Here is a 16103-nt window from a genome sequence, read left to right on the forward strand (position 1 = left end):
GTCTGCCTAGGTAGAAAGGAGCGGCGGGCGCCACGCAAAATCTGACAATCGGGCAAATCTGACAGTCGGCATGATATTTTCCTGCATTCGAAAGCTTGGCCTCGCTGCTCTCTGTGTCGGCATCCAGTCTTCCTGCGTCGTTCCCGACGATACGTCGCGTATCGCCAAGGTTGATCCAACGGCGGCGGCTGCCCGCAAGGAGATGGTCGGCCTCAGCGAAGCCGATGTTCGAATGTGCGCCGGGTTTCCGACCGCCACCGCCGACGCCGGCCAATCGGGCCAGATCTGGACCTACAAGCGCATCGTCCAGCGCGGCAATCTCAGCATTGTGGTTCCGACGTTGGCGGTCGGCGCGATCCCGGCGGTCGGCGGCTCCGTCAATGTCGCTCCCGGCGGCTATTGCGATACGCAAATTCGCATGGTCGATGGCCGTGTCGCCGAAGTTGCCTATGCCGGCGACAACAATTTGCCGAACAGGCGCGACGCGCTTTGTGTCAGCACGGTGGACGCCTGTGTGACCTATGCCCGCCAACTCGGCCAGAGGCCGGCGGCCAAATAGCCGGCGGCAGCGAAACGGCGATGGCAGGTCATGCAAATGTCATTGAGGGCTTGACTGACCCGCCGGACCGAATACGCTAGCGCAAAATACCGGCTCTGATTGCCGGGCGGCAAAAATGCCTCGTATGCCTCGCCCTTCCGGCGCAGGCTGCGAGGCATTGTCATTTCTGGGGTCCTGTTTGAAACGGCGCATCGAGATCGGCATCCTGTATTCCCGCTCGGGGAGCTATCAGCTCGTCTCCGATGCGTGCCGCATCGGCGCCATGCGTGCCATAGCCGACATCAACGCCGATCGCAGCTCAGGCATCGAACTGGTGCCGGTGGAGCGCGATCCGCAAAGCAATGCGGACCGCTACGCAACGCTTTGCGAAGATATCTTCAAGACCAGCAGCGCACGCCATGTCATCGGCTGCGTCACCTCCTGGAGCCGCAAGGAAACCATTCCGGTCTTGGAGAAAGCCGGCGGCATGCTCTGGTACGCCTGCCCCTATGAGGGCTTCGAAGCCAATGAGCATGTCGTCTACATGCACGCCTGCCCCAACCAGCATCTGGTGCCGCTGATGGCGCATGTCGTGCCGCGTTTCGGCGCCAACGGCTTCCTGCTCGGCTCGAACTACATCTGGGGCTGGGAGATGAATCGCGTCGCGCGCGACCTGATCGCGGATGCCGGCGGCAAGGTGCTGGGCGAACGCTACCTGCGCATCGGCGAGACCGACGTGTCGCGGCTGATCGCGGAGATCCGCGCCACGCGGCCGAACTTCATCCTCAACAACTTGATCGGCACCTCGTCCTACGCCTTCCTCGCGGCCTATCGCGACCTGGGTCACGAGGATGCCGCCTTCAGTCCCGGGACTTGCCCCGTCATCTCCTGCAACCTGACCGAAGGTGAGCTGCCGGCGATCGGTGAATCCGGCAAGGGACATCTGTCGGTCGGGCCGTATTTCGCGCCGCGCCCGGCTGCCTTTGCCTCATCCTTCGAGGCCTCCGCCTATGCCTCGGTGCAGGTGATGGCCGACGTGCTCTCCAGCAATCCCGACGCCGGTCCGGCGGAATTCTCCAAAGCCTTCGCCGAACGCCGCTTCTCCACCCGGCTCGGTCCGATCGCCATCGACGCCCACTCGCAGCACGCGACACTGCCGGTGATCATCGGGCGCATCGCGGACGGCTTCTTCGAGGTCGTCAGCCGCGAAGACGAAGTCGCGCCGGATCCGTATCTGTCGCGCTACGACCCGGCAAAAACATTCGGCCGCCCGCGCCTGAGGGTGGTGTCGTGACCAGAGCCCCACGCATCCCCAATCTCGGCGGCGCCAGGGCGTTTATCCTGCATCGCCCGCATCCGACGGTGCAGGCGATCACCAGGCAATTGTCGGCCATCGGGCTGATCACGCTGGATTGCTGGCCGGAACTGCCGCCCGAGGCGCTGGCCGCCGATTTCGTCTTCTTCGACGCCGATCTCGGCTTTGACGAGCAGTTTCCGTGGAAGCCGGGCGAGGCACCGATGCCGCTGGTGGCGCTGATCGGTTCCGAGGCGCCGGGCCGCATCGAATGGGCGCTGTCGCATAAGGCCGATGCGCAGCTGCTGAAGCCGGTCGGCAATGCCGGCGTCTACAGCGCGCTGCTGATCGCGCGCCAGAGTTTCGAGGCGCGAAAACACCTGGCCAGCGAGATCGCCTCGCTTCGCCAGCGCGTTGCCGAGCGCCAGACCATCGTGCGCGCGGTGACGGCACTCGCGAAAGGCAGCGATGACGGCCGCGCCTATGCGCAACTGCGCTCGCTGGCGATGAGCTGGCAGATCAGCGTCGAGGATGCCGCGCGGCGGATCGTGGCCATGACAAGTGAAGAAGCAACAGGGGAAGAAGGCGGCGATGACCAGTCCCATCGCGCCTGATCTCACCGCGCCAGGGCGCATGCCGGTCAAGCCGCGCGCCGGCGTCTGGCGCCGGCTGGTCAGGCGCCGTCTGGCTCTGCTCGGGCTGGTCATCGTCGCCATCGTCGTTGCCGGCGCCGTGCTGGCGCCATGGCTGACTGGCTATGATCCCAACGAGCAGATGTTCGACGGCCTGACCATCGAGGGCTCGCCCTTGCCGCCGGATGCAAAATTCTGGCTGGGCACCGACTTGCTCGGCCGCGACCTCCTGACCCGCATCCTCTACGGCGCCCGCACCTCGCTGATCATCGGCATCGTCGCCAATGGCGTGGCGCTGTTCATCGGCACGCTGGTCGGTGTTGTCGCCGGCTATTTCCGTGGCTGGATCGGCAGCGCGCTGATGCGTTTCACCGATTTGATGATGGCGTTTCCGGCACTGCTGCTCGCCATTTGCCTGGCCGCGGTGTTCGAGCCCAGCCTGTGGATCGTCGCCATGGTCATCGCTTTGGTCAACTGGGTGCAGACCGCCCGCGTCATCTACACCGAGACCTCATCGCTGGCGGAGCGTGAGTTCATCGATGCCGAACGCACCATCGGCGCGAGCGCGCCGCGCATCCTGTTTCGCCACATCCTGCCGCATCTCTTACCGACCATCATCGTCTGGGGCACGCTCGGCATCTCGACCACCGTGCTGCTCGAGGCGACGCTCTCTTTCCTCGGCATCGGCGTCCAGCCGCCCACGGCGTCCTGGGGCAACATCATCTTCGAGAACCAGACCTATTTCCAGGCCGCACCCTGGCTGGTGTTCTTCCCCGGTGCCGCGATCCTGGCGCTGGCGCTGGCTTTCAACCTGATCGGCGATGCGCTGCGCGACATTCTCGATCCGACGCAGAGGGGCCGGGCATGATCGCCTATCTCGGCCGCCGCCTCATCCAGTCGCTGCTGATCCTGCTCGGCGTCTCGCTGATCACCTTCGCGCTGCTCTATCTCCTGCCGGCCGATCCGGTGCGCCAGATCGCCGGCCGCAGCGCCACGCCGCAGACGGTCGAGAACATCCGCCAGCAGCTCGGCCTCGACCAGCCCTTCATCGTCCAGTACTGGCGCTATCTCACGAAGCTCGTCAGCGGCGATTTAGGCCGCTCCTACATCCAGCGCTCCGAAGTCACCGAGCTGATCGTCTCGCGGCTGCCGGCCAGCCTGTTGCTGATGGTCGGCGCCATCCTGTGCGAGCTGTTGCTCGGCCTGAGCATGGGCCTGATCGCCGCCGTCAAGCGCGGCACCGCCACTGACCAGACGCTGATGGTCGCCTCCTTCGTCGGCGTCTCGGCACCGCAATTCGTCGTCGGTCTGCTGCTGCTCTACGTCTTTGCCGTGCGGCTCAGCTGGTTCCCGATCGGCGGCTACGGCACCTGGCGTCATCTGGTGCTGCCGTCACTGACCATGGGAATCCTCGGCGCCGGCTGGTACGCGCGCATGATGCGCTCGTCGATGATCGACGTGCTGCGCCAGGATTACGTGCGCACCGCCCGCGCCAAAGGCCTGGCGCGGCGAGCTATCCTGTTCCGCCATGCGCTGCCCAACGCCATCCTGCCGGTGATCGCCATGATCGGCATCGACATAGGCATCTTCATGGGCGGCATCGTCGTCGTCGAAAGCGTATTCGGCTGGCCCGGCATCGGCCAGCTCGCCTGGCAGGCCATCCAGCGCGTCGACATCCCGATCATCATGGGTGTGACGCTGGTGTCGGCCTTCGCCATCGTGCTGGGCAATCTGCTGGCCGACATCATCGCGCCCTTCATCGACCCCCGCATCAAGCTCAGATGAAATGAAAACCAGACAGAGAAAGGGAACATAAAAATGAAAAGGTTTCTCGCATCCACGGTAGCGGCATCGGCGCTGGCTCTGATGCTCGGCATGACGAGCGTTCGCGCCGAGGACGCCGTCGATCCGAACGCCAAGCAGGGCGGCGCCATCACCATCACCTACAAGGACGACGTCGCCACGCTCGATCCGGCGATCGGCTATGACTGGCAGAACTGGTCGATGATCAAGAGTCTGTTCGACGGGTTGATGGACTACGAGCCGGGCACCACCAATTTGAAACCCGACCTCGCCGAAAGCTACGAGATTTCGCCCGACGGCAAGACCTTCACCTTCAAGCTGCGCCATGGCGTGAAATTCCACAATGGCCGCGAGATGACGGCCGACGACGTGAAATATTCGCTCGACCGCGTCACCAATCCGAAGACGCAGAGCCCCGGCGCCGGCTTCTTCGGCTCGATCAAGGGCTATGACGATGTCGCCGCCGGCAAGGCCGAGAGCCTCTCCGGCGTCACCGTCGTCGACCCTTACACGATCAAGTTCGAATTGACCCGCCCCGACGCCACCTTCCTGCATGTGATGGCCATCAACTTCGCCCATGTCGTGCCGAAGGAAGAGGTCGAGAAATACGGCGCCGATTTCGGCAAGCATCCGGTCGGCACCGGTGCCTTCAAGCTCGCCGAGTGGACGCTCGGCCAGCGCATCGTCTTCGAGCGCAATGCGGACTACTGGCACAAGGGCCTGCCGCATCTGGACAAGATCACCTTCGAGATCGGCCAGGAGCCGATCGTGGCGCTGCTGCGCCTGCAGAAGGGCGAGATCGACGTCCCCGGCGACGGCATTCCGCCAGCAAAATTCCAGGAGGTGATGGCCGATCCCGAGCAGAAGGCACGCGTCGTCGAAGGCGGCCAGCTGCACACCGGCTATGTCACCATGAACACCACCATGGCGCCGTTCGACAATGTTAAGGTGCGCCAGGCGGTCAACATGGCGATCAACAAGGCGCGCGTCATCCAGATCATCAACGGCCGCGCCGTGCCGGCCAACCAGCCGCTGCCGCCGTCGATGCCGGGCTACGACAAGGAATACAAGGGCTATCCCTATGACGTCGCCAAGGCCAAGGCGCTGCTCGCAGAGGCTGGCCACCCCGACGGCTTCGAGACACAGCTGTTTGCCATGAACACCGATCCCAACCCGCGCATCGCCCAGGCGATCCAGCAGGATCTGGCGGCGATCGGCATCAAGGCCAGCATCCAGTCGCTGGCGCAGGCAAACGTGATTGCCGCCGGCGGCGACAAGGCCGGCGCACCGATGATCTGGTCCGGCGGCATGGCCTGGATCGCCGACTTCCCGGATCCGTCGAACTTCTACGGCCCGATCCTCGGCTGCGCCGGTGCGGTGCCGGGCGGCTGGAACTGGTCGTGGTATTGCAACAAGGATCTCGACGCCAAGGCGGCCGAGGCCGACTCGGTGGTCGACCCGGCTAAATCAGGCGAACGCGACAAGATGTGGAGCGCCATCTACGACAAGGTGATGGAAGACGCGCCCTGGGCGCCGGTCTTCAACGAGCAGCGCTTCACCATGAAATCGGCGCGCATGGGCGGCGCCGACAACCTCTATGTCGACCCGGTTCATATCCCGATCAACTACGACAATGTGTACGTAAAAGATGTGCAATAACTGCGACTACACCATCCACGGGCGCCAACATCATTTCGGCTGGGACAATTCGTTTGCCCCGGCCGAGCGGGTGGCGCCCGGCTCGACGATCGAGTTCCAGTGCCTCGATTCCTCCGGCGGCCAGTTGCAGGCCGGCAGCACGGTCGCCGACGTCGCCAAGCTCGACTTCGCCACCGTCAATCCGGTGACCGGGCCGATCTTCGTCGAGGGCGCCGAGCCGGGTGACGCGCTGAAGGTGACGATCGAGATGTTCAAGCCGTCCGGCTTCGGCTGGACGGCCAACATTCCGGGCTTTGGGCTGCTCGCCGACGACTTCAAGGAGCCGGCGCTGAACATCTGGAAATACGACGCTGCCTCGCTCGAGCCGGCGCTGTTCGGCAAGAATGCGCGTGTGCCGTTGAAACCCTTCGCCGGCACCATAGGCAACGCGCTGGCGGAAAAGGGCCACCACTCGGTGGTGCCGCCAAGGCGCGTCGGCGGCAATCTCGACATCCGCGATCTCGCCGCCGGCACCACGCTCTATCTGCCGGTGGAAGTGGCGGGCGCGCTGTTTTCGGTTGGCGACACCCATGCCGCGCAAGGTGACGGCGAGGTCTGCGGCACGGCGATCGAAAGCCCGATGGACGTCGTGCTCAAGCTCGACCTGGTCAAGGATGCCAGGCTGAAGACGCCGCGCTTCACCACGCCAGGCCCGGTGACGCGCCATCTCGACGCCAAGGGCTATGAGGTGACGACCGGCATCGGTCCGGACCTGATGACCGGCGCCAGGGAAGCGGTTGCGCAGATGGTCGACCTGCTCGCCGGTCGTTATCACATCGACCCAGTCGAGGCCTATATGCTGGCCTCGGTCTGCGGCGATCTCCGCATCAGCGAGATCGTCGACATGCCGAACTGGGTGGTGTCGTTCTACTTTCCGCGCTGCGTGTTTGAATGAGGAGGGGGGTGTGCCGGAGTAAATCCCTCTCCGGGTCACGCGCGCAATGATCGCCGCCAGCGAACCCATACTCGACATCGCCAACCTCTCCGTCAGCGTGCGCGGCGAGGAGGGCGAGCGCGAGGTCGTCTCCGACCTGTCGCTGACGTTGTCTCGTGGCGAGACGCTGTGCATTGCCGGTGAATCCGGCTCCGGCAAGTCGATGACCGCTCTGGCCATCATGCAGCTTCTGCCGCAGCCTGCCGCCAGGACTTCATCCGGCAAGGTCCATCTCGGCGATACAGATCTGACGATTCTGGACGAGCGCCGGATGCGGCGCATTCGCGGCAACCGCATCGCCATGATCTTCCAGGAGCCGATGACCTCACTCAACCCGGTGCTGTCGATCGGCCGGCAGCTCACCGAATCCATCGAGGCGCATACCTCCCTGTCGCAGAGCGAGGCTCGCCAGCGTGCCATCGAGGCGCTGAAGGCGGTGCGCATTTCGGAAGCCGAAAGCCGGCTAAAGCAGTTTCCGCACGAACTGTCCGGCGGCATGCGCCAGCGGGTGATGATCGCCATGGCGCTGGCGCTCGAGCCGGACGTGCTGATCGCCGACGAGCCGACGACGGCGCTCGACGTCACCGTGCAAGGCGAGGTGCTGGAACTTTTGCGCGATCTGCAGCGCCAGCATGGCACCAGCGTCATCCTCATCACTCATGACATGGGCGTCGTCGCCGAAATGGCCGACCGCGTCATCATCATGCGGCATGGCCGCATGGTCGAAGAGGGAAAAACCGCTGACATTTTCGCCAGGCCGCAAGCCGGCTACACGCGCGAGCTGCTGGCCGCCGTGCCGCGCATCGGCAGCGGTATCGGTCGCCAGGAATCCAGGAGTGCCGAGACGGCAACGCCGGCCAATGTCGCTGACGTCAAGGACCTGCATGTCCGTTTCGACCTGCATGGCGGCTTCTTCGGCCGGGTCACTCGTCGCGTCCACGCCGTCGAAGGCGTCAGCTTCTCGATCGCGCCCAACGAGACGCTGGCGCTGGTCGGCGAATCCGGTTGTGGCAAGTCGACCACCGCCAAGGCGCTGGCCGGACTGGTGCCCTACAGCGGCGACATCGCCATTGGCGGCCGCAATCTGTCCGGCCTCGGCCGCGACGAGCGCAAGGCGGTGCGCCGCGACGTGCAGATGATTTTCCAGGACCCCTATGCCTCGTTGGACCCACGCATGCGTGTCGGCGACCTCGTCGCCGAGCCGCTGCTGATCCACGGTATCGCCTCGAAGGAAGAGCGCAGCGAGCGTGTCGCAGCGCTGTTCGAGCGCGTCGGCCTGTCGGCCGACCAGGTGGAACTCTATCCGCATGAATTCTCCGGCGGCCAGCGCCAGCGCGTCTGCATTGCCCGCGCGCTTGCACTGCGGCCGAAGCTGATCATCGCCGACGAAAGCGTCTCGGCGCTCGACGTCTCGGTGCAGGCGCGCGTGCTCGATCTGTTGAAGGAGTTGCAGCGCGAATTCGGCGTCGCCTATCTCTTCATCTCGCATGACATGGCGGTGGTCGAGAACATCTCCGACCGCGTCGCCGTCATGTATCTCGGCCAGATCGTCGAGATGGGCACCCGCGACCAGGTCTTTTCCAACCCGCGCCATCCCTACACCAGGCGCCTGATCGAAGCCGTGCCCGTGCCCGATCCCGCGCAGCGCAGAAGCCGCTTCGCGCGCCTCGACCAGGAAATCCCGAGCGCCACCCGCAGGATCGGCGAGGCGCCGCTGAAACTGGCGCTGAGGGATGTCGGCAACGGCCACCTCGTCGCCGCCGAGGGCTGAGCCGGCACTGCCGCCGGGCGGTTCACATGTTTGTGTCTCTATCTCTCGCCCAAGGCTCGCGTTGCGCCGCCAAACCGTATCGCTTCGAACACTAAATCCCTAACGGCCTCTTGCCCTCTGTCCCTATCTTCCTCATGTTCAATACCATTGCGATGATCGATCGTAGGAGGGTCGGTCGGATTCATCGCTATGGGAGGAAGTCAACCATGAAGGTAAGCCTTTTCGTTTCCGCGGCACTTCTCGCCGCATCCGCGATCCCCGCTTCGGCCGCCGAAATTTCCGACGGCAAGGTCAAGATCGGCATCCTCAACGACCAGTCGGGCGTCTACGCCGACTTCGGCGGCAAGTGGTCGGTCGAGGCGGCCAAGATGGCCGTTGAGGATTTCGGCGGCAAGGTGCAGGGAGCGCCGATAGAAATCATCAGCGCCGACCACCAGAACAAGCCGGATATCGCCTCCAACATCGCCCGGCAGTGGTACGACACCGAGCAAGTCGATGCCATCATGGAACTGACGACCTCTTCGGTAGCGCTCGCCGTCCAGGGGATTTCCAAGGAAAAGAAGAAGATCGACATCGTCACCGGCGCGGCGACCACGGAGTTGACCGGCAAACAGTGCTCGCCCTACGGCTTCCACTGGGCCTATGACACTCACTCGCAGGCGGTGGGTACCGGCGGCTCTCTCGTGCAGCAGGGCGGCGACAGCTGGTTCTTCGTCACCGTCGACTATGCATTCGGCTATTCGCTGAAGGATCAGACCACCAAGTTCGTCGAAAGCCATGGCGGTAAGGTGCTGGGCGAGGTGCGTTATCCCCTGGGATCGACCGATTATTCGTCCTTCCTGCTGCAGGCGCAATCGTCGGGCGCCAAGGTCATCGGCCTGGCCAATGCCGGCCTCGATACCTCCAACTCCATCAAGCAGGCGGCCGAATTCGGCATCGTGCAGGGCGGCCAGCGTCTTGCCGCACTCCTGTTCACGCTGGCCGAGGTGCATGGGCTTGGCCTTCAGGCGGCGCAGGGCGTCGTGTTGACCGAAGGCTATTACTGGGATCGCGACGACAAGAGCCGCGAATTCGGGCAGCGCTTCTTCAAGCGCACCAACCGCATGCCGAACATGATCCAGGCCGCGACCTATTCGGCGGTGACGCAGTATTTGAAGGCGATCGACAAGGCCGGCACGGACGAGACCGAAGCCGTCGCCAAGCAGCTGCATTCGATGCCTGTGGACGACGCGGTGATAACCAACGGCAAGGTGCAGGCGGACGGCAACATGGTCCACGACATGTACCTCTACCAGGTCAAGTCGCCAGCCGAGAGCACCAAGGATTGGGACTACTACAAATATCTCGCCACCATTCCAGGCAACGAGGCCTTCCTCAGCGAGAAGGAAAGCGGCTGTCCGACGGCCGGCCAGTGATCGGCGCGGCCGATGGCGCCGACTGACCTGGACGCGAACGAGCCGCGGGTTGTGCTTTCCGCCCGCGGGTTGCGACGCGACTTTGCCGGCTTCATCGCCGTCAAAAACGTCGATCTCGATGTCCGCCATGGCAACATCCATGCCCTGATCGGACCCAACGGCGCCGGCAAGACGACCGTCTTCAACCTGCTCACCAAGTTCCTGGCGCCGACCAGCGGCAGGATCGAGCTGCTTGGCCACGACATCACCCGCACCTCGCCGGCCAGGGTTGCGCGGATGGGGCTGGTGCGCTCGTTCCAGATATCGGCGATTTTTCCGCACCTCAGCGTGCTCGACAATGTCCGCGTCGCGCTGCAGCGGCCGGGTGGTCTTGCCGTTCAATTCTGGCGCTCGCTCGCGGCGCTCGACCGGCTGACCCCGCGCGCCGAGGAATTGCTGCGCTCGGTTGGTCTCGACGACGCCAGGAACAGGCTCGCCGGCGATCTTTCCTATGGCAGGAAACGCGTGCTGGAGATCGCCACGACGCTCGCGCTCGATCCGAAAGTGCTGCTGCTGGACGAGCCGATGGCCGGCATGGGGCACGAGGACGTGGCCACGGTTTCCAGCCTCATCCGTTCGGTTGCCAGGGATCGCGCCGTGCTGATGGTCGAGCACAATCTGACCGTGGTGGCCGACCTTTGCGACTGGATAACGGTCATGCAGCGCGGCGAGGTGCTGGCCGCTGGCGACTACGCCACCGTTAGCCGCGACGAGCGCGTCAAGATCGCCTATATGGGCACCGCCGATGACTAGTGCCGCACCTCTGCTTGCCGTCACCGGCCTCAACGCCTGGTATGGCGAGGGCCATGCGCTGCACGGTGTCGATCTGGAAGTGTTTGCCGGCGAGACGGTCACGCTGCTCGGCCGCAACGGCGTCGGCAAGACGACGACGCTGCGCGCCATCATGGGGTTGATCCGCAAGCGGACCGGCCGGATCGCCTTCGACGGCAAGGACCTGATGCGGCTGCCGCTGCACCGCACCGCCCATCAAGGCATCGGCTTCGTGCCGGAGGAGCGCGGCATCTTCGCAACGCTGACCGTGGACGAGAATCTGGTTCTGCCGCCGGTCGTCGCGCAGGGCGGCATGAGCGTCGAGGAGATATTCGATCTGTTCCCCAATCTGAAGGAGCGGCGCAACAGTCCCGGCACCAGGCTGTCGGGCGGCGAACAGCAGATGCTGGCGATCGCGCGCATGCTGCGAACCGGCGTGAAGATGCTGCTTCTCGACGAGCCGACGGAGGGGCTCGCTCCCGTCATCGTGCAGCGCATCGGCGCGTTGCTGGCGACGTTGAAAAAGCGCGGCATGACGATCCTGCTGGTCGAGCAGAACTTCCGCTTCGCCAGTCGCGTCGCCGACCGTTTCTACCTGATGGAGCACGGCAAGGTGGTGGCGGGTTTTCCGGTCGGCGAACTGCCGGACCGCATGGCGCAGCTCCACGAAGTCCTGGGTGTATGATGGCGCCATGACGATGATCTTCGGAATCCCGGTTCAGGCCTTTCTCGGCCAGCTGCTGGTCGGCCTGATCAACGGCTCGTTCTACGCCATGCTGAGCCTGGGCCTGGCTGTCATATTCGGCTTGCTGCGCGTCATCAATTTCGCCCATGGCGCCCAGTATATGTTCGGCGCCTTCGTTGGCTACCTGCTTCTCACCCATCTCGGCATCGGCTATTGGCCCGCTTTGATCCTTGTGCCGCTGATCGTTGGCGTCTTCGGCGTCGTGGTCGAGCGCCTGGCGCTGTCGAGGCTGTACGATCTCGATCCGCTCTACGGGCTGCTCTTCACCTTCGGCCTCGCGCTCGTGCTCGAAGGCATCTTCCGCTATTATTACGGCGTCTCGGGAAACCCCTATGCCGTGCCGCCGCTGCTTGCCGGCGGCACCAATCTCGGCTTCATGTTCCTGCCCAACTATCGCGGCTGGGTCGTGGTCGCCTCGCTGATCGTCTGCTTCGGCACCTGGGCGCTGATCGAGAAGACCAGGCTTGGATCCTATCTGCGCGCGGCAACCGAGAATCCCCGTCTCGTCCAGGCTTTCGGCGTCAACGTGCCGTTGCTGCTGACCCTCACCTACGGCCTTGGCTCCGCGCTGGCCGGGCTTGCCGGCATTCTGGCAGCACCGATCTACCAGGTGAGCCCGCTTATGGGATCGGACCTCATCATCGTCGTCTTCGCGGTGGTGGTGGTCGGTGGCATGGGATCGATCCTCGGTGCGATCGTCACCGGCTACATGCTTGGCCTCGCCGAGGGCCTGACCAAGGTCTTCTACCCCGAGGCCTCCAATCTCGTGGTCTTCGTCATCATGGCCATCGTGCTTCTGGTCCGGCCGGCTGGCCTGTTCGGAAGGGACGCTTGACATGTCGGAAGGGACATCTGACATGACCGAACTGACGCTTCGCGAGGCATCGGCCAAAACCTCGGCACGGCTTGAATGGATGCTGGTCGGGCTCGGCATCCTGGCGCTGCTGGTAGCGCCTTTCCTGATCTATCCGATCTTCCTGATGAAGATGCTGTGTTTCGCGCTGTTTGCCTGCGCGTTCAATCTTCTGCTCGGCTATACCGGGCTCTTATCGTTCGGCCACGCCACCTTCTTCGGCGGCGCCGCCTACTTCACCGCGCATGCCGTCAAGGTCTGGGGCTGGCCGCCGGAAGCCGGCATTCTGCTCGGCATGGCGGGTGCGGCCTTGCTCGGCCTTGTCATGGGCTTTTTCGCCATTCGCCGGCAAGGCATCTATTTCGCCATGATCACGCTGGCGCTGTCGCAGATGTTCTTCTTCTTCTGCGTGCAGTCGCCCTTCACGCAAGGCGAGGACGGCATTCAGGGCGTGCCGCGCGGCATGCTGCTTGGCGTCCTCGACCTGAACGTCTCGCTGAACATGTATTACTTCGTGCTGGCGGTGTTCCTGATCGGCGTCTTCGCCATCTGGCGCATCGTCAACTCGCCGTTCGGCATGATCCTGCGCTCGATCCGCGAGAACGAGAACCGCGCCATTTCGCTGGGCTATTCCGTCGCCAACTACAAGCTGGGCGCCTTCGTCATGTCGGCGGCCCTGGCCGGGCTGGCCGGCTCGCTCAAGGCGATCGTTTTCCAGTTCGCCACGCTCACCGACGTCACCTGGCAGATGTCGGGCGAGGTGATCCTGATGACGCTTCTCGGCGGCATCGGCACCATGGTCGGGCCGATCATCGGCGCCAGCCTTGTCATCGGCCTGGAAAACACGCTTGCCACTTCCGGCTTTCCGGTGACCATCGCCACCGGCCTCATCTTCATGGTGTGCGTGCTGATCTTCCGGCGCGGCATCGTCGGCGAATTTTATGCGCGGATTTTCAAGCGGGCGGGCAAGGACTGAGCACCGGAACCTGGGGGCCGCACGCCAATGTTGGACAACTACGCGGTGGACGGGTTTGGCGTGATCCACCAGGTCGACTCCAAACCGATCAAGTATGACAAGCAGTACATTTCCTATTACGAGGACCTGAGTGACCGGACCATCAAGCTCGGATATCAGCGACTCGGCTGGGTGCTGGGAATCACTGGCGAGATTCCCCGGTCCGTGCTGGAGATTGGATATGGCACCGGCACATTCATCGAAGCCGCGAAAATAACCGGGGTCGCCGACTGCGCCGGCTGCGACATAACCAGGTTTCCGCTGCCCAAGGGCGTCCGCTTCGTCGATTGGGATGAGGCGCTCTCCAGCTCGTGGGATCTCGTCGCCATGTTCGATGTGCTTGAGCATATCCCGAATCTGGGTTTCCTCGCCCGGCTTAAGGCCCGCTACCTTGCCGTCGCCGTCCCTTATTGCCGCTGGCGCGAGCTCGGCGCCGACGGCGACGCCTGGTTCCGGACGTGGCGTATGCGTCTTCCCGACGAGCACCTCCACCACTTCGATCGTGACTCGCTGGTGGCACTCCTCGCACACAGCGGCTTCGAATGCATGACGCTGAACGGCTTCGAGGACGGGATCAGACTGCGCCCTGGGGAAGTGGGTCCGAATATTCTGTCCGGATTCTTTAGAAAGCTATAGACCTCGATCAAACCGATGCGGCTGCTTGCGACCTGGGGCAATCGCGACAATCGCCCGATCGGTACGGGAGCACTGCTGTGGGCAAATCGTGATGCGCGCATTCTTTCGATTGCTTGCCGTTATGATCGTGGTGTCCGGCGTGACCGGCTGCACCAGTGTTTCCTACTACGCGCAATCCGTGCAGGGTCATCTGAGGATCATGACGGCGCGCCAGGATGTCGGAAAACTGATCGAGGACCCTTCGACGCCGAAGGCATTGCGCGCTCGAATGGCATCGGCGAGCGCCATACGACAATTCGCAACGGATGAACTGGCGCTGCCCGACAACAACAGCTACCGCAGCTACGTCGATATCGGTCGGGACTCGGTGACATGGGCCGTCTTCGCCGCGCCGGCATTCTCGCTGACGCCGCGAACATGGTGTTTTCCCGTTTTCGGCTGCGTGCCCTACCGGGGATATTTCTCCAGGAAATCCGCAATTGAAACCGCTGCCGAACTTCAAGGACAGGGCATGGATGTCTATGTGACGGGCATCACCGCATATTCCACGCTTGGCTGGTCGAGTGACCCGCTGCTGAGCACGATGTTCAGCGAGGATAAAACCTATCTTGCGGGGCTGGTGTTCCATGAACTGGCCCACCAGCGCGTCTACGTGCACGACGATTCCGCATTCAACGAGTCGTTCGCTGTCGCCGTCGAAACGACCGGCGTGAAAAAATGGCTGCGCGCGGCTGGCGATACCGCAGCATTGCGCCGTTACGAAGCCGCCCGGAGGCGCAAAGCTGAATTTCTTGCGCTGGTGTCGCAAACACGGGACGAGTTGGCGAAAGTCTATTCCAACGCCGGAACCTCGGAGCAAAAACTGGCCGCGAAGACGGCGGCGATCGAACGGCTGCGGATGCGCTACCGACACATGCGCGACAGGCGCTGGGGCCGATACCGGGGATACGATGCCTGGTTCGCTTCCCCGATCAACAATGCAAAGCTCGCCGCGACTTCCGTCTATAGCGATCGGGTGACCGCGTTTCTCCGCCTGTTCGATCTGTGCTCGGGCGACTATGTCAGGTTCTATGCGTCGGTCCGACGGATTGGCGCACTGGACCAAGCTCACCGTGCCGAAGCCCTTGCGGCGGCAGATCGCTGTTATTGAACCGGCCAAATGGGAGGGCCCGGAGCGTCGGAGAACATGCGTCCGAAACCAACCAATCACACGGTTGAGATCGCCCGTGCGCGGTTCTATTGGTCCGAAAACGTCACGCTCACGCCGCGTTGCCGAAAATAAGCCTGCATCAACTTGCGGCCCGAGCGGTTGTTCTGCGCCAGCTTGGTCGGATCGAACACCGCCTGTTTGATCCCCTCTCGCGTCAGCGCCGCCTTAAGCGCCGCGATATGTGTGTCGATGTCGGCATTGTCCGCCCGGAGCGAGGCATAGATGCTCTCGGTCGCCTCGGCCACGGTCAGTTCGCTCATTGGTGTCGTCCTTTGGTTGGTTGGGCGGCGCTTAGCACAGATTCGCGGTCCGCCGATACCGAGACCGTCAGTACAAAGCGCCCATCGTGAAATCGAACCGTTCCTTATGGGGCTTCGTAGAGTTCCAGCGGCAATCCATCCGGGTCCCTGAAAAAGGTAAACCGTTGGTCTGTGTATGGATCGATCCGGATTGGCTCGACGGCAACGCCTGCGGCTTCCAGCCGGATAATCACGGGATCAAGATTAGCCACCGCGAATGCCAGATGTCTTAGGCCTGTAGCCTCTGGGTGGGACGGCCGCATCGCCGGTGCAGGGAAGGAGAACAATTCCAGTTGGGCCGACCCGATCCGCAGATCCGCCTTCCATGACTGCCGCTCCTCCCGATAAACCTCCCGGATCAGATCGAGGCCGAGGAGTTCGACGTAGAACCGTCGCGACCGGTCTTAGTCGGTGCAGATGAGCGCGACGTGGTGAATGGCGTTCAGCATG

Annotated in this window: 16 protein-coding genes and 1 pseudogene; 15 read left to right on the forward strand and 2 right to left on the reverse strand. The window is 63.5% G+C overall.

The genetic code is table 11. From position 1 onward, the window contains the following. Nucleotides 1-70 precede the first annotated feature (70 nt). The 15 genes from P3C39_RS11840 to P3C39_RS11910 all read left to right on the forward strand — a co-directional run bounded on the left by P3C39_RS11840 (nucleotide 71) and on the right by P3C39_RS11910 (nucleotide 15294). Nucleotides 71-559, forward strand: a complete 489-nt coding sequence (locus P3C39_RS11840; protein ID WP_275953302.1) for a hypothetical protein — start codon at nucleotides 71-73, stop codon at nucleotides 557-559. A gap of 178 nt (nucleotides 560-737) precedes the next feature. Continuing rightward, nucleotides 738-1832 (forward strand): transporter substrate-binding protein, encoded by a 1095-nt coding sequence (locus tag P3C39_RS11845; RefSeq protein ID WP_013528537.1) that lies wholly within the window; start codon nucleotides 738-740, stop codon nucleotides 1830-1832. Continuing rightward, the gene (locus tag P3C39_RS11850) at nucleotides 1829-2446 is read left to right on the forward strand and encodes an ANTAR domain-containing protein (protein ID WP_024502123.1); all 618 of its coding nucleotides are present in this window, start codon (nucleotides 1829-1831) and stop codon (nucleotides 2444-2446) included. Before P3C39_RS11845 ends, P3C39_RS11850 begins: the two co-directional genes overlap by 4 nt. A 19-nt stretch (nucleotides 2447-2465) precedes the next feature. Continuing rightward, a complete protein-coding gene (locus P3C39_RS11855; protein WP_128278528.1) occupies nucleotides 2466-3332 on the forward strand; it encodes an ABC transporter permease in 867 nt (288 codons plus the stop codon). Continuing rightward, nucleotides 3329-4249: an ABC transporter permease gene (locus P3C39_RS11860; RefSeq protein ID WP_063170923.1), complete on the forward strand. Its 921-nt coding sequence runs from the start codon at nucleotides 3329-3331 to the stop codon at nucleotides 4247-4249. Before P3C39_RS11855 ends, P3C39_RS11860 begins: the two co-directional genes overlap by 4 nt. Nucleotides 4250-4282: 33 nt before the next feature. After that, entirely contained in the window at nucleotides 4283-5926 is a 1644-nt protein-coding gene (locus P3C39_RS11865) for an ABC transporter substrate-binding protein (protein ID WP_063170924.1), read from the forward strand. Further along, entirely contained in the window at nucleotides 5916-6860 is a 945-nt protein-coding gene (locus P3C39_RS11870) for an acetamidase/formamidase family protein (protein WP_024502120.1), read from the forward strand. Before P3C39_RS11865 ends, P3C39_RS11870 begins: the two co-directional genes overlap by 11 nt. 46 nt (nucleotides 6861-6906) lie before the next feature. Next, on the forward strand, nucleotides 6907-8670 hold the full coding sequence (locus P3C39_RS11875) for an ABC transporter ATP-binding protein (protein ID WP_275953301.1): 1764 nt from the start codon (nucleotides 6907-6909) through the stop codon (nucleotides 8668-8670). Between the two features lie 206 nt (nucleotides 8671-8876). Continuing rightward, nucleotides 8877-10085: an ABC transporter substrate-binding protein gene (locus P3C39_RS11880; RefSeq protein WP_013528530.1), complete on the forward strand. Its 1209-nt coding sequence runs from the start codon at nucleotides 8877-8879 to the stop codon at nucleotides 10083-10085. 12 nt (nucleotides 10086-10097) lie between these two features. Continuing rightward, on the forward strand, nucleotides 10098-10877 hold the full coding sequence (locus P3C39_RS11885; protein ID WP_013528529.1) for an ABC transporter ATP-binding protein: 780 nt from the start codon (nucleotides 10098-10100) through the stop codon (nucleotides 10875-10877). Continuing rightward, on the forward strand, nucleotides 10870-11580 hold the full coding sequence (locus P3C39_RS11890) for an ABC transporter ATP-binding protein (protein WP_013528528.1): 711 nt from the start codon (nucleotides 10870-10872) through the stop codon (nucleotides 11578-11580). The genes P3C39_RS11885 and P3C39_RS11890 overlap by 8 nt, the downstream gene beginning before the upstream one ends. A 7-nt stretch (nucleotides 11581-11587) precedes the next feature. After that, the gene (locus P3C39_RS11895; protein ID WP_024502116.1) at nucleotides 11588-12475 is read left to right on the forward strand and encodes a branched-chain amino acid ABC transporter permease; all 888 of its coding nucleotides are present in this window, start codon (nucleotides 11588-11590) and stop codon (nucleotides 12473-12475) included. Between the two features lie 22 nt (nucleotides 12476-12497). Further along, entirely contained in the window at nucleotides 12498-13469 is a 972-nt protein-coding gene (locus P3C39_RS11900; protein ID WP_024502115.1) for a branched-chain amino acid ABC transporter permease, read from the forward strand. A gap of 27 nt (nucleotides 13470-13496) precedes the next feature. Next, nucleotides 13497-14144 carry a class I SAM-dependent methyltransferase gene (locus tag P3C39_RS11905; RefSeq protein WP_275953300.1) on the forward strand — a complete coding sequence of 216 codons (648 nt, stop codon included), beginning with the start codon at nucleotides 13497-13499 and terminating at the stop codon, nucleotides 14142-14144. A gap of 91 nt (nucleotides 14145-14235) precedes the next feature. Then, on the forward strand, nucleotides 14236-15294 hold the full coding sequence (locus P3C39_RS11910) for an aminopeptidase (RefSeq protein ID WP_275953526.1): 1059 nt from the start codon (nucleotides 14236-14238) through the stop codon (nucleotides 15292-15294). A gap of 86 nt (nucleotides 15295-15380) precedes the next feature. On the opposite strand, the gene P3C39_RS11915 is transcribed toward P3C39_RS11910, so the two are convergent. Both P3C39_RS11915 and P3C39_RS11920 read right to left on the reverse strand, forming a co-directional pair. Continuing rightward, on the reverse strand, nucleotides 15381-15614 hold the full coding sequence (locus P3C39_RS11915) for a hypothetical protein (protein WP_024502111.1): 234 nt from the start codon (nucleotides 15612-15614) through the stop codon (nucleotides 15381-15383). Nucleotides 15615-15718: 104 nt separating this feature from the next. Then, a pseudogene (locus tag P3C39_RS11920) lies at nucleotides 15719-16102 on the reverse strand (VOC family protein). Nucleotide 16103 lies beyond the last annotated feature (1 nt).

Source organism: Mesorhizobium sp. XAP4, assembly GCF_029269325.1.
GTDB lineage: Bacteria > Pseudomonadota > Alphaproteobacteria > Rhizobiales > Rhizobiaceae > Mesorhizobium > Mesorhizobium ciceri.

Coding starts and splice junctions, on each gene's coding strand:
- P3C39_RS11840 (WP_275953302.1), top strand. CDS start 71: ATGATATTTTCCTGCATTCGAAAGCTTGGCCTCGCTGCTCTCTGTGTC.
- P3C39_RS11855 (WP_128278528.1), top strand. CDS start 2,466: ATGCCGGTCAAGCCGCGCGCCGGCGTCTGGCGCCGGCTGGTCAGGCGC.
- P3C39_RS11860 (WP_063170923.1), top strand. CDS start 3,329: ATGATCGCCTATCTCGGCCGCCGCCTCATCCAGTCGCTGCTGATCCTG.
- P3C39_RS11865 (WP_063170924.1), top strand. CDS start 4,283: ATGAAAAGGTTTCTCGCATCCACGGTAGCGGCATCGGCGCTGGCTCTG.
- P3C39_RS11870 (WP_024502120.1), top strand. CDS start 5,916: ATGTGCAATAACTGCGACTACACCATCCACGGGCGCCAACATCATTTC.
- P3C39_RS11875 (WP_275953301.1), top strand. CDS start 6,907: ATGATCGCCGCCAGCGAACCCATACTCGACATCGCCAACCTCTCCGTC.
- P3C39_RS11880 (WP_013528530.1), top strand. CDS start 8,877: ATGAAGGTAAGCCTTTTCGTTTCCGCGGCACTTCTCGCCGCATCCGCG.
- P3C39_RS11885 (WP_013528529.1), top strand. CDS start 10,098: ATGGCGCCGACTGACCTGGACGCGAACGAGCCGCGGGTTGTGCTTTCC.
- P3C39_RS11890 (WP_013528528.1), top strand. CDS start 10,870: ATGACTAGTGCCGCACCTCTGCTTGCCGTCACCGGCCTCAACGCCTGG.
- P3C39_RS11895 (WP_024502116.1), top strand. CDS start 11,588: ATGACGATGATCTTCGGAATCCCGGTTCAGGCCTTTCTCGGCCAGCTG.
- P3C39_RS11900 (WP_024502115.1), top strand. CDS start 12,498: ATGACCGAACTGACGCTTCGCGAGGCATCGGCCAAAACCTCGGCACGG.
- P3C39_RS11905 (WP_275953300.1), top strand. CDS start 13,497: ATGTTGGACAACTACGCGGTGGACGGGTTTGGCGTGATCCACCAGGTC.
- P3C39_RS11910 (WP_275953526.1), top strand. CDS start 14,236: ATGCGCGCATTCTTTCGATTGCTTGCCGTTATGATCGTGGTGTCCGGC.
- P3C39_RS11915 (WP_024502111.1), bottom strand. CDS start 15,614: ATGAGCGAACTGACCGTGGCCGAGGCGACCGAGAGCATCTATGCCTCG.